Origin of the sequence: Kocuria flava (assembly GCF_001482365.1) — a bacterium.
GTDB lineage: Bacteria > Actinomycetota > Actinomycetes > Actinomycetales > Micrococcaceae > Kocuria > Kocuria flava.
On sequence record NZ_CP013254.1, the window covers coordinates 1118622 to 1145569 of the forward strand.

Here is a 26948-nt window from a genome sequence, read left to right on the forward strand (position 1 = left end):
CCGGACTGCTCGTCCTGTTTTCCAGGGATCAACAAAAGTTTCCCCCAGCGTATGATGCGGATCACGTTCTGGGAACGGTGCCGGTGGCCGGCCGCCGGCGGGGAAAGGGGGTGGCGCGGTGAAGGCCCTGCCGATCGAGAGCTCCGAGGCCGCGGTCCGGGTCGGCGCCCGGCTGCGCAGCCACCGCCTGCGGGCCCGCATGACCATCGACCAGCTGGCCTCCGCCGCCGGGCTGACCAAGGGCTTCGTCAGCCGCGTCGAGCGGGACCTGACCTCCCCGTCCGTGGACTCCCTCGTGCGCATGTGCCGGGTGCTGCGCCTCGAGGTCGGGGAGCTGTTCGCCGGGCCCGCGGAGGTCGAGCTCGTGCGCCTCGCCGACGCCCCGCACGTGGACCTCGGCGGTGAGGGGATCGAGGAGCAGCTGATCACCCCCGCCGGCCGGCGCCGCGTGCAGGTGCTGCGCGCCCGGGTGGCCCCCGGCGGCCGCGGCGAGGAGGCCATGTACACCATGGACTGCGAGACGGAGGTCCTGCACCTGATCAGCGGGTGCTTCCGGCTCCACGTCCCGGGCCGCACCCACGACCTCGCGGCCGGGGACACCGTGACGATGCCCGGCTCGGAGCCCCACACCTGGGAGAACCCCGGCGACGAGGACGCCGTGCTGCTGTGGATCCTCGGCACCTGACCCGACCCGCCCGACCCCGCCCGGGGCCCCGTGCCCCGGCCCGCCCCGAGAGGACCCCTCGCATGGACCACGACCGCACCACCGCCACGACCCCGGAGGGCACCCCCGTGCTCGGGCCCGTCGACGCCGCCCGCACCCCCCGGTGGGTCGGGCCGGCGACCTTCGCCCGGCTCCCGCGCACCGACGAGGTCGGGCACACCGACATCGCCGTGGTGGGGGTGCCCTTCGACGCGGGGGTCTCCTACCGGCCCGGCGCCCGCTTCGGGCCCCACCACGTGCGGGAATCCTCCCGCCTGCTGCGCCCCTACAACCCCGCCCAGGACGTCTCGCCCTTCGCCGGCGCCCAGGTCGCCGACGCCGGGGACCTCGTGGCCAACCCCTTCGACATCCGCGAGGCCATCGCCGCGATCGAGGCCGGGGCGAAGGAGCTGATGGGCGAACGCACCCGGCTCGTGGCCATCGGCGGGGACCACACGATCGCCCTGCCGCTGCTGCGCGCGGCGCACTCGCGCCACGGGAGGGTCGCGCTGCTGCACTTCGACGCGCACCTCGACACCTGGGACACCTACTTCGGCGCCGAGCACACCCACGGCACCCCGTTCCGCCGTGCGTTCGAGGAGGGCCTGCTCGACACGGACGCCGTGTGCCACATGGGCACCCGCGGCCCCCTCTACGGCACCCGGGACCTCGAGGACGACGCCCGCTTCGGCTTCGGCATCGTCTCCTCCGCCGACGTCCTGCGGCTGGGGGTGGACGCCGTCGTCGCGCACCTGCGCGAGCGCGTCGGGGACCGCCCGCTCTACGTCTCCCTCGACATCGACGTCCTCGACCCGGCCCACGCCCCCGGCACCGGCACCCCCGAGGCCGGGGGGATGACCAGCCGCGAGGTGCTCGAGATCCTGCGCGGGCTGCGCGGGGCGGACGTGGTGGGCTGCGACGTCGTCGAGGTCGCCCCCGCCTACGACCACGCGGAGCTGACCGGGGTCGCCGCCGCCCACGTGGCCTACGAGCTCATCACGCTGCTGGCCCTGGGCGCGGGTGCGGCCCCCGGCGGGCCCGCCTACGGGCTCGCCCGGCACGTCCACGGCGCCGCGCCCCGGCCCGCCGCGGAGCGGACCGGGGACGACGGCGGGGCGGACCGGTGAGCGGGACCGCGCGCGCAGGCCGCACGGGCGCACCGGGCCTCCCGGACCCGGCGGCCCTGTTCGCCCGCCGGGCCGAGGGGTTCCGCCCCTCGCCGGTGCGCGCGGTGTTCGAGATCGCGATGCGCCCGGGGATGATCTCCCTGGCCGGCGGCAACCCGGACACCGGCGCCCTCCCGCACGCGGTCCTCGCCGGGACCGCCGCGCGCCTGCTCGCCGAGCGCGGGTCCGAGGTGCTCCAGTACGGCTCCGGGGCCGGGATCGAACGGCTGCCGGAGCTGGTCTGCCGGCTCATGGACCTCGAGGGCGCGGCCACCGACCCCGGACGGATCCAGATCACGGCCGGCTCCCAGGCCGGGATCGACCTGGTGGTCAAGCTCTTCTGCGACCCCGGCGACGTCGTCGTGGCCGAGGGCCCCACGTACGTGGGGGCGCTGGGGGTCTTCGGCAGCTACGAGGTCGCGGTCTCCCACGTCGACGTCGACGACGACGGGCTCGACCCCGAGGCCGTCGCCGAGCGGATCGACGCGCTGCGCGCGACCGGGCGGACCGTGAAGCTGGTGTACACCGTGCCGACCTTCCACAACCCCACCGGGGTCACCCTCGGCGAGGAGCGCCGCCGCCGGCTCGTGGCGGTGTGCGCCGAGCGCGGGGTCGTGGTCCTCGAGGACGACCCCTACGGGCTGCTCGGCTTCGACCGGGAGCACCGCCTGCCGTCCCTGTACTCCCTGGACCCGGAGACGGTGGTGCACCTGGGCAGCTTCTCGAAGATCTTCTCGCCGGGGCTGCGCGTGGGCTGGATCGCCGCGTCCCCGGCGGTGCGGGCGCGGCTGCAGATCGCGGCGGAGGCCGTGACGATCCACCCGTCGGTGCTGGGCCAGGAGCTCGCCGCCGAGTACGTGGGCGGCGAGCACTGGCGCCCCGCCCTGGACCGGGCGGTGGCCCGCTACCGCTCCCGCTGCGCGGCGATGATGGCCGCCCTGGAGGAGCACATGCCCGAGGGCGTGCGCTGGACGCGCCCGGCCGGCGGGTTCTTCACGTGGCTGGACCTGGACCCGGCCCGGGCCCACGGGGACCTGCTGCACCGGGCGATCGACCACGGCGTCGTCGTCGTCCCCGGCGGGGCCTGCTACGCGGACGGCCGGCCCAGCACGAGCCTGCGGCTGGCCTTCTCCGCCGCCGCGGAGGAGGACATCGCCGAGGGGGTCCGCCGGCTCGGGCGCATGCTGCGCGCCTGAGCCCGCGCCCGCCGCCGGGCGGGCACGGGCTCAGGCCAGGACCGCCTCGGCGGCCCGGCGCCCGGAGCGCAGCGCCCCCTGGATCGAGGCGGTGTCGCGGTGGTCCCCGCACACGAACCGCCCGTCGCCGAGGGCGGCCGGGCGGTCGGGGACCAGCGGCGGCAGCTGCTCGGGCAGCCCGTCGCGCACCTCGTGCACGGTGACCACCTCCCAGCCGGCGGTGGCCGTGCCCCAGATCCCGGCGAGCTGGCGGCGGACCTCCGCCTCGGCCGGCAGGCCGGCCCCGCGGGGGAGCAGGGAGGTGGCCTGCACCAGCGCGCGGGCGTCGGGGGAGTAGGTCGGGGCGGCGTTGCTCACCACGGCCGTGTCCGTCAGCGGACCGCGGGTCCGCCCGGGCAGGACCAGGCAGCGCAGCGGCGAGGGCGGGACCGGAGCGGCGAACCACCACGTGGCCTCGCCCTTCATGGGCGCCGCCGCCAGGCCCAGCAGCGCCCCGGCCGCGGGGGCCTCCGTGGCCACGACCACCGCCGGCGCCTCCCACGCCGCGCCGGCGGCCACCGCCCGCCACCCGCCCGGCACGCGCTCGAGGGCCTCGACCCGGGTGCCCAGCACCGCGCGGGCGCGCAGCCCGTCGTGGATCCAGGCCGGCAGGGCGCCCATGCCCGCCGCGGGCAGGCCGGGGGTGCCGAGCACGAACCAGCCGGCGAGCCGGCGCACGAGATCGGCCGAGGTGCGGCCCTCGTCCTCCAGGACGACCCCGGACAGGAACGGCTCGAGCACGAGCTCGCGCAGCGGGCCCCGGACCCCGGCGGCGTCGAGGCTCTCGCGCCAGGGCCGGTCGGCCTCCTCCCGGTGCCGGGCCCGGGGGTCGAGCACCGGGGCCAGCCACGCGGCCAGGGCGGGCAGGCGCCGCAGCTCCACGAGCGGGCTGCGCAGGGTCCGCGCGAGCCGGGCCGGATGGCGGCGGGGGTCGGCGAGGACGTCGATGCCGCCCTCCCGGGCCACCCCGGCCGCGGCCTCGAAGCGCTGCAGGCCCAGGGCGCGCACGTCCACGGCCCGGCGCAGCTCCGGGTAGGCGGGGTTGAGCACCTGGAAGCCGCGGTCGCAGCGGAAGCCGTCGACGACGTCGGTGCGCACGCGCCCGCCCACGCCGTCGGAGGCCTCCAGCAGCACCACGTCCAGGCCGCGCTGCTCGAGCAGGCGGGCGCACTGCAGGCCGGCGAGCCCGGCGCCGACGATGACGACGTCGTGGTCCACGGGAACCTCCTGGCCGCGGCCGGCGGGACCGCCGCGGCGCGTCGCGGGTCCGGCCGGGCGGCCGGGCCCTCCTGGTGCGACCGTCCTACAGCGGTGCCGCGACCGCCCCCGGCCGGGCCTGCGGGGCCGCGGCGTCGCGGGCCGGGACGGTGAACAGGGCCGACTCCACGGTGAGCCCGGGGCCGAAGGCCAGCGCGCACACGGTGCGCTCCGCCCCGGCGGGGAGGCCGCCGAGGACCCGGTCGAGCACGTGCAGCACGGTCACGCTGCTCATGTTGCCACGCTCGGCCAGGACCGCGCGCGAGGCGTCCAGGGCCCGCGGGGGCAGCCCCAGGGTCCGCTCGAGCTTGTCGAGGATGCCGGGCCCGCCCGGGTGCACGGCCCAGTCCGTGATCGACCCGGGGTCCACGGCCCCCTCCGGTCCGGTCAGCAGGGCCTCGAGGGCGGCGTGCACGCTGCCCTCGATGACCCGCGGCACCGCGGCGCCCAGGACCATCTCGAAGCCCTCGTCCCCGATCGTCCAGGCCATCTCCTGCTCGCCGTCGGGCAGGACCAGGGTGCTGAACCGGTCGAGCGCGAGCAGCGGCTCCGCCCCGCCGGGCCGGCGGCAGCTCACCAGCGCCGCGCCCGCCCCGTCCGCGAACAGCGCCGCCCCGCGCACGGCGTCGGCGTCGCGGGCCGGGCGCAGGTGCAGGCTGCACAGCTCCGCGGCGACGACCAGCACGACCGCGTCCGGGTCGGCCGCGGCGATCGCCCGGGCCTGGCGCAGGCCCACGAGCGCGCCGTGGCAGCCCATGAACCCGATGTGGGAGCGGCGCACGGCCGGGTCCAGGTCCAGGTCGCGGACCAGCCGGTAGTCGGGGCCCGGGGCGAAGAAGCCGGTGCAGGAGACCGTGACCACGTCCGTGACCTGCGCCGGGTCCAGGCCCGGGCAGCGCGCGAGCGCGTCGCGGGCGGCGGCGGCGAACAGGCCGGGGGCGTGCTCGACGTAGGTGCGGTTGCGCGCCCCCGTCAGCGGGGCCAGCATCCGCCCGTCCGGGGCCAGGTAGACCGAGCCGTCCCGGGCGCCGGCGTCGACGAGCTCCGGGAGGACGGTGTGCCGCCGCTCGACCCCCGCGGCGCCGAACACGGTGCGCACGAGCCGCTGGGCGAGGCGGTCGGTGCCGGGCTGGGCGAGGTAGAGGTCGCGGGCCTCGGCCTGGCCGAGCACGTGCGGCGGCAGTGCCGAGCCGAGGGACAGGAGAGCGGGGGTCACCCGACCCAGTATCGACCCGCGCGCCCCCGGGCGCCATGCGGGGCGCGCCGCGCCCGGGCCCGTGCAGGCCCGGGCGCTGTTGGCGATCGCACTTCGCATTGGGTCACACGCGCGGACCGTTCCTAGGCTGGCCGGAGCACAGGAGTGGGGGCTCCTGGTTCCGCCGGGCACACGGCAGGGGATCCGCCGCCGCTCCCGGTCCTCCGGGGGGCAGGACCGCGTGCGCCCCGTTCCGCCCCCGTCCGACCGGCCGGAGGAACCCCCGTGACCCCATCCCGCGCTGTCCCCGCGGCGCTCGCCCTCGCGGCGGGCCTCGCCCTCGCCCCGCTCTCCGCCGCCGCCGCGACTCCCGCGGCGGCCGATCCGGCGGCGCCCGCCCCGGCCTCCGGCCCCGCCCCGGTGTCCGCCCCCGCGGCGGGGACCGACCGCCTCCTGGTGAAGTTCCGCGCGGGCACCGCGCCCGGGACGGCCGAGGACGTGCTGGCCGCCCGCGCCCCCGAGCTCGCCGCCGCGGGGCCGGGGACCGCGCCCACCGTGGACGGCGCCGCGGTGCTGACCGCCCCCGGGGAGCTGGACGAGGACCGCCTGGCCGCGCTCACCACGGCCCTGCAGCAGGACCCCGCGGTCGAGTACGCCGCCCCGGACGTGCGCGCGAGCACCGCCTTCGTGCCGAACGACCCGTCCTACGCGGGGCTGCAGTGGAGCCTGTGGGACGACCCCGCCGGCGTGGGCATGCCCCTCGCCTGGGACCGGGCCACCGGCGCCGGACAGACCATCGCGATCGTGGACACGGGCATCACCGCCCACCCCGACCTCGACGCCAACGTGCTGCCCGGGTACGACTTCGTCTCCCTGCCCGAGAACGGGCGCGACGGCGACGGCTGGGACGCCGACCCCACCGACATGGGCGACTACCCGGACGCGGCGCTGTGCCCGGGCAGCCCGATGGCCCCGGCCTCCAGCTGGCACGGGACGCACACGGCCGGGATCGCCGCGGCGGACGGCAACAACGGCATCGGCGTCACGGGCGTGGCCCCGGACGCCCGGATCCTGCCCGTCCGGGCCGTGGGCGCGTGCAGCCAGGGCTACATCTCCGACGTCGCCGCGGGGATCGCCTGGGCGGCCGGGGCCCCGGTGCCCGGCGCCCCGGCGAACGCCAACCCCGCGGACGTGGTCAGCGTCAGCCTCGCCGTCCCCGGCGCGCAGTGCCCGGCGGTGCTGCAGTCCGCGATCACCGAGGCCACCTCCCGCGGCGTCACCGTCGTCGTCGCCGCCGGCAACCAGGGCATCGACGCCGCCGGCTCCGTGCCGGCCAACTGCGCGGGCGCGGTCTCCGTCGCCGCCACGGACGTCTCCGGCGCGATGCCCGCGTACTCCAACTTCGGGGCCGTGACCCTGGCCGCCCCCGGCGGCGACCCGTGGGCGCAGGTCCACTCCACCGGCAACGCCGGCGCCCAGCAGCAGGGGGCGCCCACCTACATCGGCCGCAACGGCACCTCGATGGCCGCCCCGGTGGTCGCCGGCACGGTCGCGCTGATGCGCGAGGCCGCCCCGGGCCTGAGCCCCCAGGCGGTGCGCGAGCTGCTCACGAGCACCGCCCGCACGGCGCCCGGCGGCTGCGCCCTCGGGTGCGGCGCCGGCATCGTCGACCCCGTCTCGGCCGTGATCGCGGCCCAGGGCGGTCAGCCCTTCACCGTGGCCGGCGGCATCGGCGGGCTGCACCAGCGCATCGCCGCGACCGCCGGCGTGCCCGTCTCCCGCGAGCTGTGCGCGCTGGGCGGCACGCCGTGCTTCCAGGAGTTCGAGGCCGGCTGGATCGTGTGGAACGCCGGGGCCGGGGCCCGCTGGCTGCCGGGCCTGCTCCCCGCCCAGTGGTGGGCCCTCGGCGCCCCCGCCTGACGGACCGCCGCCGGCGGGCGGGCGGCTACGGCCCGTCCGCCGCGCCCGGGCCGTCCCCGCGGTGGCGCGCCCACGCCCCGACGATCCCGGCGGCCACGGCCCCGGCCGTGCCGGCCGCGAGGTCGCCCATGGTGTCCCGGTAGCCGACCTGGACCCGCGGGTCCACCGCGGCGTTGCCGACGAACTCGGCGTACTCCCACAGCACCGCCAGGGCCGTGCCCAGGGCGGTGGCGACGAGCACGTGCGTCACCGCCCCGGGGGCCGCGAGACGCCCCCACCGCTCGAGGGCGCGGAAGGCGAGCTCGGCGAGGACCGCGGTCGCGGCGAAGTGCACCACGAGGTCCCAGAAGGCCAGCCGCTCGTAGAGCAGGAACACCGAGCTCCACGCGGCCAGCAGCAGGACCAGCCCCGTGGCCAGCTCCAGCGGCGCGGGCAGCCGGGCCCGCCAGGTCACGGTCAGGCCCAGGCACACGAGCATCATCACGGCCGCGCCCACGGCGTCGAACAGCCCGGCCGTCAGCAGCACCGAGGCCGGCCCGGCCCAGCGCACGGCGAGCACGAGCGCCCTCACCGGCGCGCCCGCCCGGTCCCGCGCAGCCGGGCGGACCAGCGCTCCCACGGGCGCTCGCGGGCCCAGTTCACGCGCAGGGTCCGCCCGGCGCGGGCGAGGCGGCGCACCGCGGCCGGCCCGGGGCGCAGCGCCCGCGGGGACATGCCCACGGCCGGGCGGGCGAGGAAGACGATGCGCCGCCCCGGGTCCAGCCGGAAGCTCAGGTCCATGTCGTCGTGCAGCTCCGGGTCGGCCCGGTGGACGCGGCCGCGGACCTCGAGCCACCACGACCGGCGCATCGCCATGTTGGTCCCGAACAGCGGCGGGTGCGCCAGCGCCGCCCCGGCGGCCGTCACGTAGAGCCCCACGTACAGGGCGGACAGCACCGTGCCCAGGCCCGGGGGCAGGCCCAGGAACCGGCCCGGACCCGAGACGGCCACCGCGTCCGGGCGGGCCCCGAGCGCCGCGACCAGCTCCGCGACCCACTCCGGACCCGGGCGCGAGTCCGCGTCGCAGCGCACCACCACGTCCCCGCGGGCGGCGTCGTAGCCGGCGGCCGCGGCCGCCGGGATGCCCCGCACCGGCTCCCGCACCACGCGGGCGCCGGCCGCGCGGGCCACGGCCGCCGTCCCGTCCGTCGAGGCGTTGTCGACGACGACGACCTCGTCCGGGCGCCGTGACTGGGCGGCGAGCAGGCGCAGGCACACGGCGAGCTGGGCGGCGTCGTCGCGCGCGGGCACGACCACGGAGACGGACGGGCCAGTCCCGGGCGGGGCGGGCTGCGGGGCGTCGGGAACGGGGAGCATGGGCCCATTCTCCCGGTCCGGCCGGTCCCGGAGGGACCGACCCGCGCCTACAATCGGCACATGCAGGCCGACGAGCGAACCGGAACGGGCGCCGCGGGCGCGCCCGGGGACCCGGCGGGCCCGCCGGCGCGGGGCTTCGACATCCTGTTCCTGCTCCAGCACTTCAGCACCGAGGCCGAGCGCTACGCGGACCAGGTCCGCCGCGGCTTCGGCCTGGCGCACAAGGACGTGCACGCCCTCAACGAGGTGATCCAGGCCAACCGGGAGGGCCGGCCGGTGCGGGCCGGGGACATCGCCCGCCGGCTCGTGCTCAGCCGCTCGGCCACGACCACCGTCATCAAGCGGCTGGTCGCCTCGGGCCACCTCGTGCGCGCCGTGGACCCCCGCGACCGGCGCGAGGCGGACCTGCGGGCCACGGAGGACGCCCACCGGGCGGGCCGGGCGATGTTCCGGGCGATGAGCGAGGAGCTGCTCGCGGTCCTCGACGGCTGCACCGACGAGGAGATCGAGGTGCTCCGGCGGCGGATCCCCGAGCTCACGGAGGCCGTGCGGCGGGCCGGGCGCCGGGCCGGGGAGAGCGGCCCGGACACCGTGCCGCCGGCCGGCGGTCCGCCCGACGGCGGGTGACGCGGACGACTGCTTCGATTTTCGAACGACTGTGGTGGAATGGGGACATGGTGACGGTCTCAGCACGGCAACCGACGGCCTCCGACGCCCCGCCGGGGCGGGCAGGGGCCCCCGACGACGCCGGCCGGGCGCCGGTGCTCGAGGCGTTCCTGGCCGATGCCGCGCAGCGGGCCGCCGCGGTCGACCCCGGTTTCGAGCAGCTGTGGCACGAGCTGTCCCGGCTCAGCGCCGGGGGCAAGCGGATCCGGCCCCGCCTCGTGCGCAGCGCCGCCGCGGCCTACCCCGGCGGCGAGCCCGCGCCCGTGGTCGAGGCGGTGGGCGCGGCCTTCGAGCTGCTGCACACCGCCCTGATCGTCCACGACGACGTCATCGACCAGGACGACCGGCGCCGCCACCAGCCGACCCTCAACGCCGCGGCGGCGGCCCGGGCCGCCGCCGCCGGCTCCGCCCCGGAGCACGCCCGCCAGTACGGGGCCAGCGTCGGGGTGATCGCCGGGGACCTCGCCCTCGCCGGGGCCTACCGGCTCGTGGCCCGGTCCGGGATCGGCCCGACCCGGCTGCCGCAGGTCCTGGACCTGCTCGACGAGGCGCTGTTCGCCTCGGCCGCCGGCGAGCTGCTGGACGTCGACCACGCCCTGCCCGGGGCCCGCCCCGCGAGCGAGCAGGTCCTGGCCGCGACCTGCCTGAAGACCGCCGTCTACTCCTTCGAGGCGCCCCTGCAGGCGGGCGCCGTGCTCGGCGGGGCACCCGCGGAGGACGTGGCAGCCCTCGGCCGGCTGGGACGGGCCGTGGGCACCGCCTACCAGCTCGTCGACGACCTCCTGGGCGTGTTCGGGGACCCCGGGGCCACCGGCAAGTCCGTGCTCAGCGACCTGCGCGAGGGCAAGCGCACGATGCTCGTGGCCGCCGCACGGCGCACCCCGGCCGCCGCCGAGCTGGACGCCGTCCTGGACGGGCGGCGGATCGGCGAGGCCGAGGCCCGGCACGCCCGCGACCTGCTCGAGCGGTGCGGGGCCCGCCGCGAGGTCGAGGAGCTGGTCGAGCAGTGCGCCGCCGAGGCCCTGGCCCTGCTGGGGGAGGCCGGCCTGCCCGCCGCCCTGGACGCCGAGCTGCGCCGCGTCGTGGCCGGCGCCACGGAGCGCGCCCGGTGAGCACCGCACAGGCCCCCGTGGGCGCCGGCACCCCGGCCGAGGCCGCCGCCCGCTACGACGCGGCGGCCCGGGCCGCCGCCGCGACCGTGATCCGGCGCTACTCGACCTCCTTCGGCCTGGCCTGCCGGCTGCTCGCCCCCGGGGTGCGCGAGCACGTCCGCGCCGTCTACGCCCTCGTGCGCGTGGCCGACGAGATCGTCGACGGCGCCTCCGCCGGGGCGGGGGTCCCGCCGGAGGAGGCCCGCCGGCTGCTCGACGACCTCGAGGCCGAGACCTGCGCGGCGACCGCCCGCGGGTTCAGCACCAACCTCGTCGTCCACGCCTTCGCCCGCACGGCCCGGCACGCCGGGATCGGCGAGGACCTGGTCCGGCCCTTCTTCGCGTCCATGCGCGCGGACCTCAGCGAGGACCGGCACAGCGCCGACTCCCTCGACGCCTACGTCTACGGCTCCGCCGAGGTGGTCGGGCTGATGTGCCTGCAGGTCTTCCTCGCGGACCGGCCCGTCCCCGCCGCCGAGCGGGCCGAGCTCGTGGCCGGGGCCCGCCGCCTCGGGGCGGCCTTCCAGAAGGTCAACTTCCTGCGCGACCTCGCCGAGGACTACGGTGAGCTGGGCCGGGTCTACTTCCCCGGCGTGGAGCCGGGGGAGTTCTCGGAGGCGCAGAAGCACCGGCTGCTCGACGACGTCGACGCCGACCTCGCCGCCGCCCGCGCCGTGATCGACGACCTGCCCCGCTCCGCACGCGCCGCCGTGCTGACCGCCCACGACCTGTTCCGGGAGCTGTCCGCGCGGATCCGCGCCACGCCCGCCCGCGAGCTGCTGCGCACCCGGGTGCGCGTGCCCGACGCCCGCAAGGCCGCCCTCGCCGTCGCCGCCGTGGCCCGGGCCCGCCGCCCGAGGCGCCGCGGCCCGCGCGGGCGGCGGGCCGTGGTGATCGGGGCGGGGATCGCCGGCCTCGCGGCGGCGGGCCTGCTGGCCCGCGACGGCTGGGACGTCGAGGTCCTCGAGCGGGGGGAGACCACCGGGGGCCGGGCGGGGCTGCTCGAGCGCGAGGGCTTCCGCTTCGACACCGGACCCTCGTGGTACCTGATGCCCGAGGTCTTCGACCACTTCTTCCGGCTGATGGGCTCCAGCGCCGCCCGGGAGCTGGAGCTGCAGCGGCTGGACCCCGCCTACCGGGTCTTCGGCGAGAACTACGCCGAGCCGCTGGACGTGCGCTCCGACCTCGAGCACACGGTCGCCCAGTTCGAGGCCGTCGAGCCCGGGGCGGGGGCCCGGATCCGGGACTACCTGGCCTCGGCGCGGCGGACCTACGAGCTGGCGGTCGACCACTTCCTCTACACCTCCTACGCGTCGTTCGCGCCGCTGCTGACCCGCGCGGTCGTGCGCTCCCTGCCCGACCTCGCCCGCCACCTCACCGGGTCCCTCCACGACCTCGCGGCCCGCACGGTCGGGGACACCCGGCTGCGGCAGGTCCTGGGCTACCCGGCGGTCTTCCTGGCCTCGGCGCCGCGGATGACGCCGTCGCTCTACCACCTGATGAGCCACATGGACCTCGCCGACTCCGTGCAGTACCCGCAGGGCGGGTTCCGCACGGTGGTCGGCGCGGTCGAGCGCCTCGCCCGGGCCCACGGGGCCCGCATCCGCACCGGGGCCGACGTCGTGCGGATCCGCACCGAGCGGGCCTCCGCCGGCCCGGCCCGGGCGCGCGGGGTCGTGTGGCGCGACGCCGTCGGGGCCGAGCACGAGCTCGACGCCGACCTCGTGGTCTCCGCCGCGGACCTGCACCACACGGAGACGGCGCTGCTGCCGCCGGAGCTGCGGACCTACCCCGAGCGGTGGTGGCGCCGGCGCCGGAGCGGCCCGGGGGCCGTGCTCGTGATGCTCGGGGTGCGCGGGGCGCTGCCCGAGCTGGCCCACCACTCGCTGTTCTTCACCGAGGACTGGGACGCGAACTTCGCCGCGATCTTCGAGGAGCCCACCCGGGTGCCCGATCCGGCGTCGGTCTACGTCTGCCGGCCCTCCGCGACCGACCCGGACGTGGCGCCCGCCGGGCACGAGAACCTCTTCGTGCTCATCCCCGTGCCCGCCGACCCCGGCCTGGGCGCCGGGGGCCCGGACGGGACCGGGGCCCCCGCCGTCGAGGCGGCCGCCGACCGGGTGATCGACCAGATCGCGGCGTGGGCCGGCGTGCCGGACCTGCGCGAGCGGATCGTGGTGCGCCACACGGTGGGCCCGGAGGACTTCCGCCGCGACCTCAACTCGTGGCGGGGCAACGTGCTCGGCCCGGCCCACGTGCTGCGCCAGTCCGCGTTCCTGCGCGGGAGCAACCGCAGCCGGAAGGTCGCGGGCCTGCACTACTGCGGGGGCTCGACGATCCCGGGCATCGGCCTGCCGATGTGCCTGATCAGCGCCGAGATCCTCCTCAAGGACCTGCGCGGGGACACCTCCACCGGACCCCTGCCCGAGCCGGCGGACCCGGCCCCGTGAGCGCGCTGCTGCCCTTCGCCTACCTGGGCTTCCTGCTGCTCAGCCTCGCCGGGATGGTGGTCCTCGACGTGCGGCAGCGGCTGTTCTTCGCCGCCGACCCCCGCCGGGCCGCGCTCGTGCTGCTCACCGGGGTCGTGTTCTTCCTCGCCTGGGACGCGGCCGGGATCCTCCTGGGGATCTTCCTGCACAGCGAGAGCCGGTACGCGACCGGGTGGATGGTCGCCCCGCAGGTGCCGGTCGAGGAGGTCGTCTTCCTCGCCTTCCTGTGCTACCTGATCATGAACACGGTGCGCCTCGTGGAGCAGGCGCTCGCGCGGCGCACCGCCGCGCCCGCCCGCGAGGACGCGCGGGAGGGGAGCCGGCCGTGACCTACGCCCTCGTCATCCCCGTCTTCCTGGCCCTCGCGCTCGTGCCCGCCGTGCTGCTCGTGCGCGCCCCGTCCCCCGCCCCGCCCCGGGGGCGCGCCGCGGCGGTGCTCGGGCTCTCCTTCGCCGTGCTCGCGGCGCTCACGGTCGTCTTCGACAACCTCATGATCGCCGCCGGGTTCTTCGACTACGGCGACGGGCACATCACCGGGCTGCGGATCGGGCTCGTGCCCGTCGAGGACCTCGCCTACCCGCTGGCCGGGCTGCTGCTGCTGCCGGCGCTGTGGTGGGGGCTGGGGGAGCGCGGCCGGGTCGCCTCGACCGTGCGCACCCTCGTGGCGACCTCCCGGCCCGTGTCCTGGGTCAACACCGCCTACCCGTTCGCGGCCGCCTACGTCATGACCACCGGCCGGGTCGACCTCGACCTCGTCGTGGGGACCCTGTTCTTCCTGTTCCCCTACAACCTCGCGATGTACGGGGTCAACGACGTCTTCGACTACGAGTCCGACCTGCGCAACCCCCGCAAGGGCGGGGTCGAGGGCGCGCTCGTGGACCGCTCGGAGCACCGGACGGTCCTGACCGGGTCGGTGCTGGTCGCGCTGCCGTTCCTGGCCTACCTGTTCGCGGCCGGCGGGCCGGCCGCGGCCCTCGTGCTCCTCGTGAGCCTCTTCGCGGTGGTGGCCTACAGCCTGAAGGGGCTGCGGTTCAAGGAGGTGCCGTTCCTCGACTCGGCCACCTCCGCCACCCACTTCGTCTCCCCGGCCGTCCACGGCCTCGTGCTCGCCGGGGCCGGGTGGTCCACGGGCACCGTGGCGCTGTGCGCCGCGTTCTTCCTGTGGTCGATGGCCTCCCAGGCCTTCGGCGCGGTGCAGGACGTGCAGGCCGACCGGGAGGGCGGGCTCGCCTCGATCGCCACGGTCCTCGGGGCGCGCCCGACCGTGCTCGCGGCCGGGGCCTTCTACCTCGTGGCCGGCCTGCTGCTGCTGCTCGTCCCGTGGCCCGGGCCCCTCGCGGCGCTGCTCGTGCTGCCGTACCTCGCCAACCTCGTGCCGTTCCGCTCGATCACCGACGCGGACTGCGAGCGCGCCAACCGCGGCTGGCGGCGGTTCCTGTGGCTGAACTACCTCACGGGCTTCCTGGTGACCATGCTGCTGATCTGGGCGTGGTCGCTCGGGCGCTGAGCCGCGGCCGGCGGGACCGGACCGCACGGTCCGGGGCGTGGGACGGGAACGGGGCCCGGGGCGTGCGCCCCGGGCCCCGTTCCACGCCGGGACCGTCAGAGGTCGGCGAGCACCGAGACCGGGTTCTCCACGGCGTCGGCGACCATCCGCAGGAACCCGCCGGCCGCCCCGCCGTCGCACACGCGGTGGTCGAAGGCCAGGGAGAGCTGGGTGAGCTTGCGGACGGCCAGCTGCCCGTCGACGACCCACGGGCGGTCGATGATCCGCCCGACCCCGAGGATCGCGACCTCCGGGTGGTTGATGATCGCCGCGGCGCCGTCGGTGCCGAAGACCCCGTAGTTGTTGAGCGTGAACGTGGAGCCGGACAGCTCGGCGGGGGAGGCCTTCCCGGCCCGCGCCAGCGCGGTGAGCCGCTTGAGCTCGGCGTCCAGGCCCCGGGCCGAGAGGGTGTGGGCGTCGCGGATGCTGGGGACCACGAGCCCCCGGTCGGTCTGGGCGGCGAAGCCGAGGTTCACGCCGTCGAAGCGGACGATCTCCTGGCTGCCGTCCTCGCGCGTCTCCAGCCGCGTGGCGAGCTCCGGGTGGCGGGCCAGCCCGGCGAGCACGAACCGCGCGATCAGCGCCATGAGCCCCGGGGCCCGCTCGGGGTCCTGCGCCTTGAGCTCGGCGCGCAGCTCGAGCAGCCGGGTGGCGTCGACGTCGACCCACACGGTCGCCTCGGGGATCTCGGCGCGCGAGCGGGTCATGGCCTGGGCGATGACCCTGCGGACCCCGCTCACCGGCACGCGCCCGGCCACGCGCAGGCCCGTGCGCGCGTCCACGGCCGGGTCCTCGGGCGCCGGGACGGCCGGCGACGCCGCCGCGGCGTCCCCCGCCGGCGCGCCGGCCGGTGCCGCTGCGCCGTCCGGTGCCGCCGGCGCGGCGGCCGCCTCGACGTCGCGGCGCAGGATCAGGCCGCCGGGCCCGGAGCCGCGCACGGTGGCGATGTCCAGGCCCCGGTCCTTCGCGAGCTTGCGCACGATCGGGGAGACGACGGTGGGCGCCAGGCGCGGCGCGGAGGCCATGGCGTCGTGGGCGGCGGCGGTGGCCGCGGACGTGACCGTCGCCGAGACGGGGGCGGCCGTGACGGCCGGGGCCGCGGAGCGCTTCGGCCGCCGCCGGCGCCCGCCCGAGGCGCCCCCGGGGGTGCCGTAGCCGATCAGGACGCTGCCGGAGCCCCCGTCGTCGTCGCCCGGGGAGGTCCCCGCGGCCGGGTCCGCCCCGGCGCGCTCCTCCTCGCGGTAGCTCTGCCCGCCCTTGGGGCCCCCGCCCTCGGGGGCGGGGGTGCCGGCGCGGTCGCCGGTGTCCACGGAGATCAGCGGCGCCCCCACGTCGAGGGTCTGCCCGGCGTCCCCGTGCAGCCGGTGCACCGTCCCGGCGAACGGGCAGGGCACCTCCACGGCGGACTTGGCGGTCTCCACCTCGGCGATCGGCTGGTCCACGGCCACGGTGTCGCCGACGCTCACCAGCCAGGTGACGAGCTCCGCCTCGGTCAGTCCCTCGCCGAGGTCCGGCAGGGTGAACGTCCTCACGGTCATGGTCAGTCCTCCCACTGCAGGTCGTCCACGGCGTCGAGGATGCGGTCGACGCTGGGCAGGTAGTGCTCCTCGAGCTTGGGAGCGGGATAGGGGATGTCGAAGCCGGTGACCCGGCGCACCGGGGCGGCCAGGGAGTGGAAGCAGCGCTCCTGCACGCGGGCGACGATCTCGGCCGCCACGGACGCGAAGCCCGGGGCCTCGGCCACGACCACCACGCGCCCGGTCCGGCGCACCGAGGCCCCGACGGTCTCGTCGTCGAAGGGCACGATGCTGCGCAGGTCCACGACCTCGAGCGAGCGGCCCTCGGCCTGCGCCGTGCCCGCGGCCGCGAGGGCCGTGGGCACGGAGGGCCCGTAGGTGAGGATCGTCGCGTCCGTACCCGGTCGGGCCACGACCGCCCGGCCCTCGCGCGGCTCGGGCGCCCGGTCCTCGTAGCGCTCCCGCAGCTCGGCCAGGTCGACCGGGGCCTTGGACCAGTAGAGCTTCTTGGGCTCGAAGAACACCACGGGGTCGTCGGAGTCGATCGCCTCGCGCAGCATGAGGTAGGCGTCCTCGACGGTGGCGGGGGTGAAGACCTTCAGCCCCGGGGTGTGGGCGTAGTAGGCCTCGGAGGAGTCGCAGTGGTGCTCCACGCCGCCGATCCCGCCGGCGTAGGGGATGCGGATGACGATCGGCAGGGTCACGGCGCCGCGGGTGCGGTTGTGCATCTTCGCGATGTGCGAGGCGACCTGCTCGAAGGCGGGGTAGGCGAAGGCGTCGAACTGCATCTCGATCACCGGGCGCATCCGGTTCATCGCCATGCCCACGGCCATGCCCGCGATCCCGGACTCGGCCAGCGGGGTGTCGAAGCAGCGGGTGCGCCCGAAGCGCTGCGTCAACCCGTCGGTGATGCGGAAGACCCCGCCCAGGGTGCCGACGTCCTCGCCGAAGACGACGACGGCGTCGTCGGCGGACAGCGCGTCGGCCAGGGCGGTGTTCAGCGCCTGGGCGAAGGTCACCGGCCTGCGGGCCGGGGCCTCGGCCGCGGGGGCGGGGGCCTGGAGGGTGCTCACTTCTCGGTCTCCTCTCGGGCGAGCTCGTCCGCCAGGAAGCGCTCCTGCTCGGCGAGCTGCGGGGTCTGCTCCGCGTAGACGTGCCGGAACAGCTCCAGCGGGTCGATCCGCGGCTCGGCGTTCATGCCCTCGCGCAGGGCCGCGGCGACGTCCTCGGCGCGGGCGGCGATGCGCTGCTCCCCGGCGTCGTCGAGCAGCCCCTCCCCGCGCAGGTAGGCGCGCATCCGGGTCACCGGGTCCTTGGCGATCCACTCCTGGACCTCGGCGTCGTCGCGGTAGCGCGTCGCGTCGTCGGCGTTGGTGTGGGCCTGCATGCGGTAGGTGTGGGCCTCCACGAGCAGCGGCTCGGACTCCGAGCGGGCGAGGTCCACGGCGCGGCCCAGGGTCGCGAGCACGGCCACGAGGTCGTTGCCGTCCACGCGCTCGCCGGCCATCCCGTAGCCCACCGCCTTGTGCGCGAGCGTCGGGGCGGCCGACTGCTGGGACAGCGGCACGGAGATCGCGTAGCCGTTGTTCTGCACGAAGAACACGACCGGCAGCTTGAACACGGCCGCGAAGTTCAGCGCCTCGTGGAAGTCGCCCTCGCTCGTGGCGCCGTCGCCGCACATGGCCAGGACCACGGTGTCCTCGCCCCGCAGCTTCGCGGCGTGGGCGACCCCGACCGCGTGCAGCAACTGGGTGGTCAGCGGCGTGGACTGGATGCTCACGCGGTGCTCGTGCGGGTCGTAGCCGCCGTGCCACTCGCCCCGGAAGATCGCCATGACCTCCATGGGGTCCACGCCCTTGGTCATCACGGCGACGGTGTCCCGGTAGGTCGGGAAGAGCCAGTCGCGCTCCTCGAGGCACAGCGCGGCCGCGACCTGGCAGGCCTCCTGGCCGTGGCTGGAGGGGTAGACCGCCATCCGGCCCTGGCGCACGAGGGCGGAGTTCTGGTCGTTGACCCGGCGCCCCACCACGAGCTTCTCGTAGGCGTCGAGGAGCACGTCCTCGGGCGGTAGCGGGTACTCGTGGCCCGGCTCGGTGCCCTGCTCCTCGGGGGGCCGCAGGCGGCCGGAGGGGTCCACCAGGCGGATCTCGCCCCGGGCGGGGAGCATGTACTGCTCCGGGGTGATGCCGAAGCTCCGGGAGGCGCGCAGGATCGGGTCCTCGGCCCCGCCGAGCGGCTCGGCGTTCTCGACGGTCTGGCTCATGGGTTCCCCCTCGGTCGGTCCCGGGCACCGTGGCGCGGGAGGCGGGTGGGCGTGACGTGTTCCGTCCGCCAAGTATGCGGAGAAGCTCCGCTTCGTATCCACGCGGTCGGTATATTGCAGAAGATCGGCACACCGGCGGTGTTCCGTCTGGACGAAATGTTCTACTGTGGCCTGGACCACAAGGATTCGTCCGGGGCCGCCGCCGCGGCCCCGGCGGCCGCCCTGCCGCCCCGCCCCGAAGGAGGCCCCGCCGTGCCCTCGACCCCCGTGCCCCTGGACGAGACCGACCGCAAGATCCTCGCCGAGCTCTCGCGGGACTCCCGCCAGTCGGTGACCGCGATCGCCGCCGCCGTCCACGTCTCCCGCGCCCACGCCTACGCCCGGATCAACCGGCTGCGGGAGGAGGGCGTGATCCTGCGCTACAGCACCGTGATCGACCCGGTGCGGGCGGGGCTGCAGGCCTCGGCCTACGTGACGCTCAAGCTCGAGCAGAACACCTGGCGGGAGCTGTGCGCGCAGCTGCAGGAGATCCCGGCGGTCCACCACATCGCCCTGGTGGGCGGGAACTTCGACGTCATGCTGCTGGTGCGGGCCGTGGACACCGTCCACCTGCGCCAGGTGATCTTCGAGCACGTCCAGCAGCTGCCCGGGGTCGTGGACACCCAGACGTTCCTGATCTTCGAGGACATCGACACCCGCGCCTGAGCCCGTCCTCCCGCGGTGCGTCCTGCGGGCGACGGGGCGACGTCACACGGCGTCACCTCCGTCATGTTGCGGTCGCTCCGGGTCGCGGCGGGGACGGGCCGGTAGGTTGGTGCCCGCTTCACGAGACGCGGCCGCCAAGCTCCGACTGGGCCGCGCACCAACCCCATGCTCATCGGGTGGTTCGGATGAGGAAGCGGCCCGCACCCCGGCGGTGGCTCCGCCGGTGACCGGTGCGGGCAAGAGCGAGCGCGAGGAGCACCGCGATGTCCGTCCCTGTGACCCACTACGACCTCTCGACCCGGCAGATCCACGCCGGCGCCGACCACGACCCGGGCCAGCGCACCCTCACGGTGCCGATCTACCAGAGCGCCGCCTTCGAGTTCCCGGACTACGAGGCCGCCCGGCAGATGTTCGCCCAGACCCGCGCGGGCTTCACCTACACCCGCACCGGCAACCCCACGGTGGCCGTGCTCGAGCAGCGGATCAGCGACCTCGAGGGCGGGGCGGGCGCCGTGGCCACCGGCTCCGGGCAGTCCGCCGTGGCCGTGGCGCTGCTGGCCCTGCTCGGCCAGGGGGAGGACAGGCACCTGGTCGCCTCCGAGAAGCTCTACGGCGGGACCGTGGACCTGCTCACCGACTCGCTGGCCGACCACGGCGTCGAGGTCGACTTCGTGGACCCCACCACTCCCGGCGCCTGGGCCGCGGCCGTGCGCCCCGACACCCGCGCCTTCCTGCTCGAGTCCATCGGCAACCCGCTGGCCACGCTGCCGGACCTGCCCGGCATCGCCGACGTCGCCCGGGCGGCCCGGGTGCCCGTCGTCGTCGACAACACCCTCGCCTCCCCGGCGCTGTACCGGCCGCTGGAGAAGGGCGCGGACATCGTGGTGCACTCGGCGACCAAGTTCCTCGGCGGGCACGGCAACGCCCTGGCCGGGGCGGTCGTGGACGGCGGCACCTTCGACTGGTCCGCCCAGCCGGCGAGATGGCCGCAGTTCACCCGCGCCCGCGACCGCTGGGGCGGGCAGAGCCTGCTCGACCGGTGCGCCGGGGCCAGCCCCTACCTGCACCTGGTGCGCGCCAAGTACGTCCACGACCTCGGCACGACCCTCTCCCCGTTCAACGCCGCCCAGATCCTGCAGGGCACCGAGACGCTCGAGCTGCGCGTGGCCCGCCACACCGCCTCCGCGCTGACCGTGGCCGAGTTCCTCGCCGGGCACCCCGCCGTCGCCCGCGTCCACCACCCCGGCCTGCCCGGGGACCCCGGTGCGGGGATCGCCGCCCGGGACTTCCCGCGCGGCACCGGTTCCGTCTTCTCCTTCGACCTCGCCGCCCCCGACGACGCGGTGGGGCCGTTCATCGACTCCCTGCGGCTGTTCAAGCTGGTCGCCAACATCGGCGACACCCGCAGCCTCGTGGCCCACCCGGCCGCGATGACCCACTGCCGGCTCACCCCCGAGCAGCGCCGGGCCGGCGGGATCGCCGCGACCACGGTGCGGCTCTCGGTCGGCCTCGAGGCTCCCGAGGACCTCGTGGCCGACCTGCGCCAGGCCCTCGACGCCGTCCTCGACCGCACCCCCCGGAAGGAAGCCCTGCGATGACCACCACCACCACCGCGGGCCCCGCGCCCACCGGCGCCCGCGTTCAGGGGTTCACGACCACCGCCGTCCACGCCGGTCAGGCCCCCGACCCGCTCACCGGTGCCGTGATCCCGCCGGTCCACCAGACCTCCACGTTCGTCCAGGACGGGATCAACGTGCTGCGCGGCGGGCACGAGTACAGCCGCGGCTCCAACCCCACGCGCAGCGCCTTCGAGGCCCAGCTCGCGGCCCTCGAGCACGGTGAACGGGCGTTCGCCTTCGCGTCGGGGATCGCCGCGGAGGACGCCCTGCTGCGCGCCGTCCTGCGCCCCGGCGACCACGTGGTGCTCGGCGCCGACGGCTACGGCGGCACGAACCGGCTGATCACCAGGGTGCTCGCCCCGTGGCAGATCGCCTCCACCCCCGTGGACGGCACCGACCTCGACGCCGTGCGCGCCGCCGTCCGCCCGGGCACCACCAGGGTGCTGTGGCTCGAGACCCCGTCCAACCCGCTGCTCGGCATCGCCGACGTCGCCTCGTGGGCGGAGCTGGCCCACGAGGCCGGGGCGCTGCTGGTGGTCGACAACACCTTCGCCTCCCCGTACCTGCAGAACCCGCTGCTGCTCGGCGCGGACGCCGTGGTGCACTCCACCACCAAGTACGTGGGCGGGCACTCCGACGTCCTCGGCGGCGCCGTCGTCGTCGGCGCGGCGCAGTGGCTCGGCGCCCCGCTGGCCGAGGCGGTCGGCTTCCAGCAGTTCGCGGCCGGGGCCGTGGCCGGCCCCCAGGACAGCTGGCTGGCGGCCCGCGGGCTGAAGACCCTGAGCCTGCGGATGGAGCGGCACCAGCAGAACGCGCAGCGGATCGCCGAGTGGCTGCTCGGCCGGCCCGAGGTCGCCCAGGTCCTCTACCCGGGGCTGCCCGAGCACCCGGGACACGACCTCGCGGCCGCGCAGATGCGCGGGTTCGGCGGCATGGTCTCCTTCCGCCTGGCCGCGGGCGAGGCGGCGGCCCGCGCCGTGGCAGAGGGCACGCGGCTGTACGCGCTGTCCGTGAGCCTGGGCGGGGTCGAGTCCCTGATCTGCTACCCCTCCGAGATGACCCACGCCACGGTCAGGGGCACCGCGCTGGCGGTCCCGGTGGACCTGGTGCGGCTGTCCGTGGGGATAGAGGACGTCGAGGACCAGCTCGAGGACCTCGAGCGGGCGCTCTCCGCCTGACCGGGCCGGAACCGCCCGTCCGGCCGGCCGGTTCCGGCCGGCCGGGTCAGGCGGTTCCGGCCGGCCTGGTCAGGAGGTGCCGTCCGGCCGGGTCAGGCGGTGCCGTCCGGCCGGGTCGCGGGGTCGGGCTCCGGCCACACGGGGGCGGGGTCCTGCCGGCCCAGGACCAGGCGCCGGACCACGTGGACGACCATGGCCGTGGCCACCACAGCCCAGGCGCCCAGGGCCACCCACAGCCAGACCGCGCCCACGAGCGGCAGCTCGTCCGCCCGGCCCAGGTAGATGCTGGCCACCGCATACATGCCGAGCGGGAAGACCACGCTCCACAGGGAGGACTCGTAGCGCAGCGGCACCCCGTGCACCCGGTGCCGCCACCACCCGGCGGCGACCAGGGCCGGGACCAGCCACGTGGCGAAGGCCCAGAACACGACGCCCAGCCCGGCGACGAGGCCGCGGACCACCGCCACCATCGGGGTGTCGGACATCTCCACGATCCGCGAGGCCGCGAGCACGGTGATGGCGCAGGCGCCCATCGCCACCCAGTACGGAGGGGTGAGGTCGACCGGCCGCAGCCGGTAGAGCATCATGCGCAGGGCGACCAGCACCCCCACCGCGGCGTAGAGGAACAGCCCCACCGACCAGCAGACCACGGCGACCACGGACAGGACGTGACGCCCGGTGCCGCTGCCCACCACGGGGTCCAGGGCCGCGGCGGCCACGGCCACGGACTGGCTGGCCACCACCCAGATGAACCACGTGCCGTTGGCGGTGCTCACCACGGGCCGGCTGCGCCGGGAGAGGACGGCGCTCCACGGGACCACGTAGCCGAGCACGAGCCAGGCCGACCCGGCGAGCACGAGCAGCGCCGCGGTGGCCGCGTGCCAGCCGGTCGTCGCCAGCCGGGCCGCCAGCACGTCGGTGCCGGCCACGAAGGTGAAGAAGCCGAAGGCCCGCCGGGGGTCGAGGAACTCGACGAGGAACTCCCGGCGGAACGCCGCGAGCCGCCAGAGGGTGAGCGCGCTCAGCGCCGCCCAGCCGCCGGCGCACACGACGAGCAGCACGGTGGAGAGGGCGGCGAAGCCCTGCAGCTGCAGCCCCACCGAGAGGATGCCGCTGGCCATGACGAAGGCGAAGTAGCCGGGGGCCAGGCCGCGGACGCCGTCGAGGACGCGTTGTCGGAGCGAGTCGGCCACCCGCCCAGGCTACGGGACCGGGGCCGCACCCGGGGGCGCCGGCGCGAGGGCTGCGGGACCCCGGGCGGGGCGGCCGGGCGGGGCCGCGGCGGAGCCGTCGGGGCCGGGCGGCGGGAGCCCGTGCGCGCACGACACCGGCGCGGGCACGGCCTAGGGTGGGGCGCATGGACCCCAGGACCGCCGCCGACACCGCCGCACCGCTCGAGCCGCCCGGGCCCGTGGTGACCACCGCGTGGCTCGCCGAGCACCTGCACGACCCCCGGCTCGTGCTCGTGGACGCGTCCTCCGTGCTCAACCGCACCGAGGAGGCGATCCCCGGCGCCCTGCTGCTGGACCTGGACGGGCCCTTCTCGGACTCCTCCGCGGACCTACCGCACACCCTGCCCCCGGCGGAGCAGCTGAGCGCGGCGGCCCGCGGGCTCGGCATCTCGGGCACCAGCACGGTGGTCGCCTACGACGCCCGGGGGATCTTCGCCTCCGCCCGGGTCTGGTGGCTGCTGCGCGCCGCGGGCTTCGACCGGGTCGCCGTCCTCGACGGCGGCCTGCCCGCCTGGACCGCCGAGGGCCGGCCCACCGCGGCCCACGCCGCCCCGCCCGCCGAGCCCGGCGACGTGGAGCTGACGGCGCGCCCGGGTTTCTTCGCGGACGCCGAGGACGTGGCCCGGGCCCTGCGGGACCCCGCCGCGACCGTCCTGGACGCCCGCTCCGCCGGCCGCTTCGCCGGCACGGAGCCCGAGCCGCGCCCGGGCCTGCGCCCCGGGCACATGCCGGGGGCGGTGAACCTGCCGTACACGCGGCTGCAGGGACCGGACGGGAGGCTGCTGCCGCTGCCCGAGCTGCGGGCGCGGCTCGCAGCGTGCGCCCCCGAGGGGCACCGCCTGGTCACCACCTGCGGCTCGGGGCTCACCGCGTGCGTGCTGGCGCTGGGCGCGCACCTGACCGGCCGCGACGACGTGCGGGTCTACGACGGCTCCTGGGCCGAGTGGGGCCGGCCCGGGCCCCGGCCGGTGGTGGGACCGGACGGCTCCTAGGCCCGGGGCGGGCCCGCGGTCGGGGCGATCCGCTCGGCCGCCCGCCGCGGCGCCCCGGGACCGGGCTCGTCCAGTGCGGCGGCCGTGGCGAGGATGTTGCGGGCCATCGACGGGAAGATGAACCCGTGGAAGGGCCACACCCCCCACCAGTACAGCCGCCCGGGCAGCCCGCGGGGGAAGAAGATCGCCCGCTGCCGGTAGCGGCTGCCCTCGCCCTCCGGTTCCACGGACAGCTCCAGCCAGGCCCGTCCCGGGGCCTTCATCTCGGCGTGGAGCAGCAGCCGGTGCCCCTCCTCGAGCGCCTCGACGCGCCACCAGTCGACGTGCTCGCCGACCTGCAGGTCCACGGCGTCGCGGCGGCCCCGGTTCAGCCCGGCGCCGCCCACGAGCTTGTCCACGGCCCCGCGCACCCGCCAGGCCAGCGGCAGGGAGTACCAGCCGTTGCGCCCGCCGATGGACTCGATCACCCGCCACACCTGCTCCGGGCGGGCCCGGCCGGTGCGGCTGCGCTCGTCGACGAAGACCGTGCGCCCGGCCCAGTCGGGGTCCGAGGGCAGGGGGTCGGCGGCGGCCTCGGGGCGGTGGTCCCACGTGGTCTCGACGCTGTTGTCCTCGATCTTCTTCAGCGCGAGCGCCACTGCCCGCCGGTAGCCGGTCAGGCCCCCGGCCGGCGGCGGGAGGTAGGCGTCGATGTCGTGCTCGGCGGAGACGGCGTCGTGCTGCAGGGACTGGACCAGCGGCAGGGCCAGCCCCAGCGGGATGGGGGTGACCAGCCCGATCCAGAACCCGGACAGCCGCGGGGCCGGCAGGGGCAGGTGGAAGACGAACCGCCGCCGCAGCCCCGCGACGCGGGCGTACTGGCGCATGGCGTCGGCGTAGGTCAGGACGTCGCGCGAGCCGATGTCGAAGGTGCGGTTGAGCCCCTCCGGCAGGTCCATGGCGCCCACGAGGTAGTGCAGGACGTCGCGGATCGCGATCGGCTCGATCCGGTTGGTCACCCACGACGGGGCGGGCATCACGGGCAGGGTGTCGCCGAGGTGGCGGATCATCTCGAAGGAGGCGGAGCCGGAGCCGATCACCGTGCCGGCCTGGAGCACGACCGCGGGCACGGGGGACTCCAGCAGGATCCGCCCCACCTGCACGCGCGAGCGCATGTGCTGGGAGAGCTCCACGCCCTCGGGGTGCAGCCCGGAGAGGTAGACGATGCGCCGGACCCCCGCCCGCTCCGCGGCCGCGGCCACGGTGCGGGCCATCCCGGCCTCCTGCTCCTCGAAGTGCTGGGAGCCGCCCATGGAGTGGACGAGGTAGTACAGGGTGTGCACGTCGCGGCACGCGGCGGTCATGCCCTCGAGGTCGGCCAGGTCGGTCTCGTGCACCTCGACCCGTTCCCGCCACGGCACCTGCTGCAGCTTCTGGGGGGAGCGGACGGCCACCCGCACCGGGTGGCCGGCGTCGAGCAGCCGGGGGACGAGGCGGCCGCCGACGTAGCCGGTGGCGCCGGTGACCAGGACGCGCGGGGAGGAGCTCATGGGCCTGCCTTTCGGGCGGTGGGCCCCGAGCCTACCAACGTGCTCCGACGGGAGCGGGCCGCGCGGGGAGACCCCGCACGGCCCGCTCCCGTGGGCAGGGCCGGTCAGGGCAGGGCCAGGCGGAAGATCTTCGCCCAGGCGGAGCCGACCTGCTTGGGCAGCGGCCCGGTGGTGTAGGGCAGCCCGTAGCGCGCGCAGATCTCGCGCACCCGCACGGCGACCTCCGCGTAGCGGTTCGAGGGCAGGTCCGGGAAGAGGTGGTGCTCGATCTGGTGGGAGAGGTTGCCGGTCATCAGGTGCATCAGCCGCGAGCCGGAGATGTTCGCGGAGCCGAGCATCTGGCGCAGGTACCAGTCGCCGCGGGTCTCGCCCTCGATCTGCTCCTCGGTGAAGGTGTCGGCGCCCTCGGGGAAGTGCCCGCAGAAGATCACCGCGTGCGCCCACACGTTGCGCGCCGCGTTGGCGGTGAGGGTCGCCGCGAGCGCCTGCCGGGCGGAGCCGGTGACGGCCGCGGCGGCCGGGGTCGCCACGTAGTCCTTGGCGCTCTGGCGCAGGAACTTCCGGCCGAGGGCCTTCAGCCCCTGCCGCAGCTCGCCGCGGGACTTGCGCCCGGCCCGCACCTCGTCGAGCTCGAGGTCGTAGATCGCGATGCCCCACTCGAAGACGGGGGCCAGGAGCATGTTGTAGACGGGGTTGCCGAGGTTCCACCACTGCCAGGGCTGGTCGCGGTCGACCCGGAAGATGTTGTACCCGACGTCGCGGTCCTTGCCGACGACGTTGGTCCAGGTGTGGTGCAGGTCGTTGTGGGTGTGCTGCCACGCCGCGGCGGGGGTCACGAAGTCCCACTCCCAGGTGGTGGAGTGGATGTCGGGGTCGCGCATCCAGTCCCACTGCCCGTGCAGGACGTTGTGGCCGATCTCCATGTTCTCGAGGATCTTGGCGACGGTGAGCATGCCGGTGCCGGCGACCCACGCCGGGCGGTGGCGCGAGAACAGCAGCGTGGCCCGGCCGGCGAGCTCGAGGGAGCGCTGCACGGCGATGACGCGGCGGATGTAGGCGGCGTCGGCGGCGCCGCGGGCGGCGACCACCTGCTCGCGCACGGCGTCGAGCTCGCGGCCGAGCTCCTCGATCTGCGCGTCGGTCAGGTGGGCGGCGGCGTCGGGCCGGGCGGGCCGGGCGCGGGGGCCGGCGTCGAGCAGGAACGGGGTGACGATCGTCATGGTCGGGTC

23 protein-coding genes and 1 riboswitch are annotated in these 26948 nt (G+C 76.5%); of the genes, 13 read left to right on the top strand and 10 right to left on the bottom strand.

Features of this window, described 5'->3' with window-relative positions; genetic code table 11:
• Window positions 1-118: 118 nt before the first annotated feature.
• The 3 genes from AS188_RS05065 (at window position 119) to AS188_RS05075 (ending at window position 3065) form a co-directional block, all read left to right on the top strand.
• Window positions 119-685: a helix-turn-helix domain-containing protein gene (locus tag AS188_RS05065; RefSeq protein WP_058857941.1), complete on the top strand. Its 567-nt coding sequence runs from the start codon at window positions 119-121 to the stop codon at window positions 683-685.
• Between the two features lie 62 nt (window positions 686-747).
• The gene (gene speB / locus AS188_RS05070; protein WP_058857942.1) at window positions 748-1830 is read left to right on the top strand and encodes an agmatinase; all 1083 of its coding nucleotides are present in this window, start codon (window positions 748-750) and stop codon (window positions 1828-1830) included.
• Window positions 1827-3065: an aminotransferase-like domain-containing protein gene (locus AS188_RS05075; RefSeq protein ID WP_083529261.1), complete on the top strand. Its 1239-nt coding sequence runs from the start codon at window positions 1827-1829 to the stop codon at window positions 3063-3065. The genes speB and AS188_RS05075 overlap by 4 nt, the downstream gene beginning before the upstream one ends.
• A gap of 30 nt (window positions 3066-3095) precedes the next feature.
• On the opposite strand, the gene AS188_RS05080 is transcribed toward AS188_RS05075, so the two are convergent.
• On the bottom strand, window positions 3096-4322 hold the full coding sequence (locus AS188_RS05080) for an FAD-dependent oxidoreductase (protein ID WP_058857943.1): 1227 nt from the start codon (window positions 4320-4322) through the stop codon (window positions 3096-3098).
• Window positions 4323-4407: 85 nt separating this feature from the next.
• The gene (locus tag AS188_RS05085; protein ID WP_058857944.1) at window positions 4408-5577 is read right to left on the bottom strand and encodes a type III polyketide synthase; all 1170 of its coding nucleotides are present in this window, start codon (window positions 5575-5577) and stop codon (window positions 4408-4410) included.
• 264 nt (window positions 5578-5841) lie between these two features.
• Between AS188_RS05085 and AS188_RS05090 the strand changes: the two genes are divergently transcribed.
• Window positions 5842-7476: a S8 family serine peptidase gene (locus tag AS188_RS05090; protein ID WP_058857945.1), complete on the top strand. Its 1635-nt coding sequence runs from the start codon at window positions 5842-5844 to the stop codon at window positions 7474-7476.
• Between the two features lie 25 nt (window positions 7477-7501).
• On the opposite strand, the gene AS188_RS05095 is transcribed toward AS188_RS05090, so the two are convergent.
• Complete coding sequence (locus AS188_RS05095; RefSeq protein WP_143709841.1) at window positions 7502-8047, bottom strand: DUF2238 domain-containing protein; 546 nt, start codon at window positions 8045-8047, stop codon at window positions 7502-7504.
• Entirely contained in the window at window positions 8044-8832 is a 789-nt protein-coding gene (locus AS188_RS05100; protein WP_058857947.1) for a glycosyltransferase family A protein, read from the bottom strand. Before AS188_RS05100 ends, AS188_RS05095 begins: the two co-directional genes overlap by 4 nt.
• A 60-nt stretch (window positions 8833-8892) precedes the next feature.
• Between AS188_RS05100 and AS188_RS05105 the strand changes: the two genes are divergently transcribed.
• From AS188_RS05105 to AS188_RS05125, 5 genes are read left to right on the top strand one after another with little or no spacing between them, the layout of a single operon-like run.
• The gene (locus AS188_RS05105) at window positions 8893-9459 is read left to right on the top strand and encodes a MarR family winged helix-turn-helix transcriptional regulator (protein WP_058857948.1); all 567 of its coding nucleotides are present in this window, start codon (window positions 8893-8895) and stop codon (window positions 9457-9459) included.
• Between the two features lie 47 nt (window positions 9460-9506).
• Entirely contained in the window at window positions 9507-10610 is a 1104-nt protein-coding gene (locus AS188_RS05110) for a polyprenyl synthetase family protein (protein ID WP_083529262.1), read from the top strand.
• Window positions 10607-13099 carry a phytoene desaturase family protein gene (gene crtI / locus AS188_RS17765; protein WP_083529263.1) on the top strand — a complete coding sequence of 831 codons (2493 nt, stop codon included), beginning with the start codon at window positions 10607-10609 and terminating at the stop codon, window positions 13097-13099. Before AS188_RS05110 ends, crtI begins: the two co-directional genes overlap by 4 nt.
• Window positions 13096-13467, top strand: coding sequence for a lycopene cyclase domain-containing protein (locus tag AS188_RS05120; RefSeq protein ID WP_373865616.1), 372 nt, complete (start codon window positions 13096-13098; stop codon window positions 13465-13467). The genes crtI and AS188_RS05120 overlap by 4 nt, the downstream gene beginning before the upstream one ends.
• Window positions 13464-14645, top strand: a complete 1182-nt coding sequence (locus AS188_RS05125) for a prenyltransferase (protein WP_058857949.1) — start codon at window positions 13464-13466, stop codon at window positions 14643-14645. Before AS188_RS05120 ends, AS188_RS05125 begins: the two co-directional genes overlap by 4 nt.
• Window positions 14646-14740: 95 nt before the next feature.
• On the opposite strand, the gene AS188_RS05130 is transcribed toward AS188_RS05125, so the two are convergent.
• From AS188_RS05130 to pdhA, 3 genes are read right to left on the bottom strand one after another with little or no spacing between them, the layout of a single operon-like run.
• On the bottom strand, window positions 14741-16222 hold the full coding sequence (locus tag AS188_RS05130; protein WP_058857950.1) for a dihydrolipoamide acetyltransferase family protein: 1482 nt from the start codon (window positions 16220-16222) through the stop codon (window positions 14741-14743).
• Window positions 16223-16224: 2 nt separating this feature from the next.
• Window positions 16225-17274 carry an alpha-ketoacid dehydrogenase subunit beta gene (locus tag AS188_RS05135; protein WP_058857951.1) on the bottom strand — a complete coding sequence of 350 codons (1050 nt, stop codon included), beginning with the start codon at window positions 17272-17274 and terminating at the stop codon, window positions 16225-16227.
• Window positions 17271-18464, bottom strand: a complete 1194-nt coding sequence (pdhA, locus tag AS188_RS05140; RefSeq protein WP_058857952.1) for a pyruvate dehydrogenase (acetyl-transferring) E1 component subunit alpha — start codon at window positions 18462-18464, stop codon at window positions 17271-17273. The genes AS188_RS05135 and pdhA overlap by 4 nt, the downstream gene beginning before the upstream one ends.
• 252 nt (window positions 18465-18716) lie before the next feature.
• On the opposite strand from pdhA, the gene AS188_RS05145 reads away from it, so the two are divergent.
• The 3 genes from AS188_RS05145 to AS188_RS05155 all read left to right on the top strand — a co-directional run bounded on the left by AS188_RS05145 (window position 18717) and on the right by AS188_RS05155 (window position 21966).
• Window positions 18717-19169, top strand: coding sequence for an Lrp/AsnC family transcriptional regulator (locus AS188_RS05145; RefSeq protein WP_058859742.1), 453 nt, complete (start codon window positions 18717-18719; stop codon window positions 19167-19169).
• Window positions 19170-19285: 116 nt separating this feature from the next.
• A riboswitch (SAM riboswitch) is annotated at window positions 19286-19418 on the top strand.
• A 14-nt stretch (window positions 19419-19432) separates the two neighbouring features.
• Entirely contained in the window at window positions 19433-20767 is a 1335-nt protein-coding gene (locus tag AS188_RS05150; protein ID WP_058857953.1) for an O-acetylhomoserine aminocarboxypropyltransferase/cysteine synthase family protein, read from the top strand.
• Entirely contained in the window at window positions 20764-21966 is a 1203-nt protein-coding gene (locus tag AS188_RS05155; protein WP_058857954.1) for a cystathionine gamma-synthase, read from the top strand. The genes AS188_RS05150 and AS188_RS05155 overlap by 4 nt, the downstream gene beginning before the upstream one ends.
• A 92-nt stretch (window positions 21967-22058) precedes the next feature.
• Here the strand turns inward: AS188_RS05155 and AS188_RS05160 are convergent, their stop codons facing one another.
• Entirely contained in the window at window positions 22059-23159 is a 1101-nt protein-coding gene (locus AS188_RS05160; protein WP_236945060.1) for a tellurite resistance/C4-dicarboxylate transporter family protein, read from the bottom strand.
• A 164-nt stretch (window positions 23160-23323) separates the two neighbouring features.
• Between AS188_RS05160 and AS188_RS05165 the strand changes: the two genes are divergently transcribed.
• Window positions 23324-24190 (top strand): sulfurtransferase, encoded by an 867-nt coding sequence (locus AS188_RS05165; RefSeq protein WP_058857955.1) that lies wholly within the window; start codon window positions 23324-23326, stop codon window positions 24188-24190.
• On the opposite strand, the gene AS188_RS05170 is transcribed toward AS188_RS05165, so the two are convergent.
• Both AS188_RS05170 and AS188_RS05175 read right to left on the bottom strand, forming a co-directional pair.
• Window positions 24187-25719 carry an SDR family oxidoreductase gene (locus AS188_RS05170; RefSeq protein ID WP_058857956.1) on the bottom strand — a complete coding sequence of 511 codons (1533 nt, stop codon included), beginning with the start codon at window positions 25717-25719 and terminating at the stop codon, window positions 24187-24189. The two genes, AS188_RS05165 and AS188_RS05170, sit on opposite strands and share 4 nt — an antisense overlap.
• Before the next feature lie 104 nt (window positions 25720-25823).
• Window positions 25824-26939: a fatty acid desaturase family protein gene (locus tag AS188_RS05175; protein WP_058857957.1), complete on the bottom strand. Its 1116-nt coding sequence runs from the start codon at window positions 26937-26939 to the stop codon at window positions 25824-25826.
• Window positions 26940-26948: the final 9 nt, after the last annotated feature.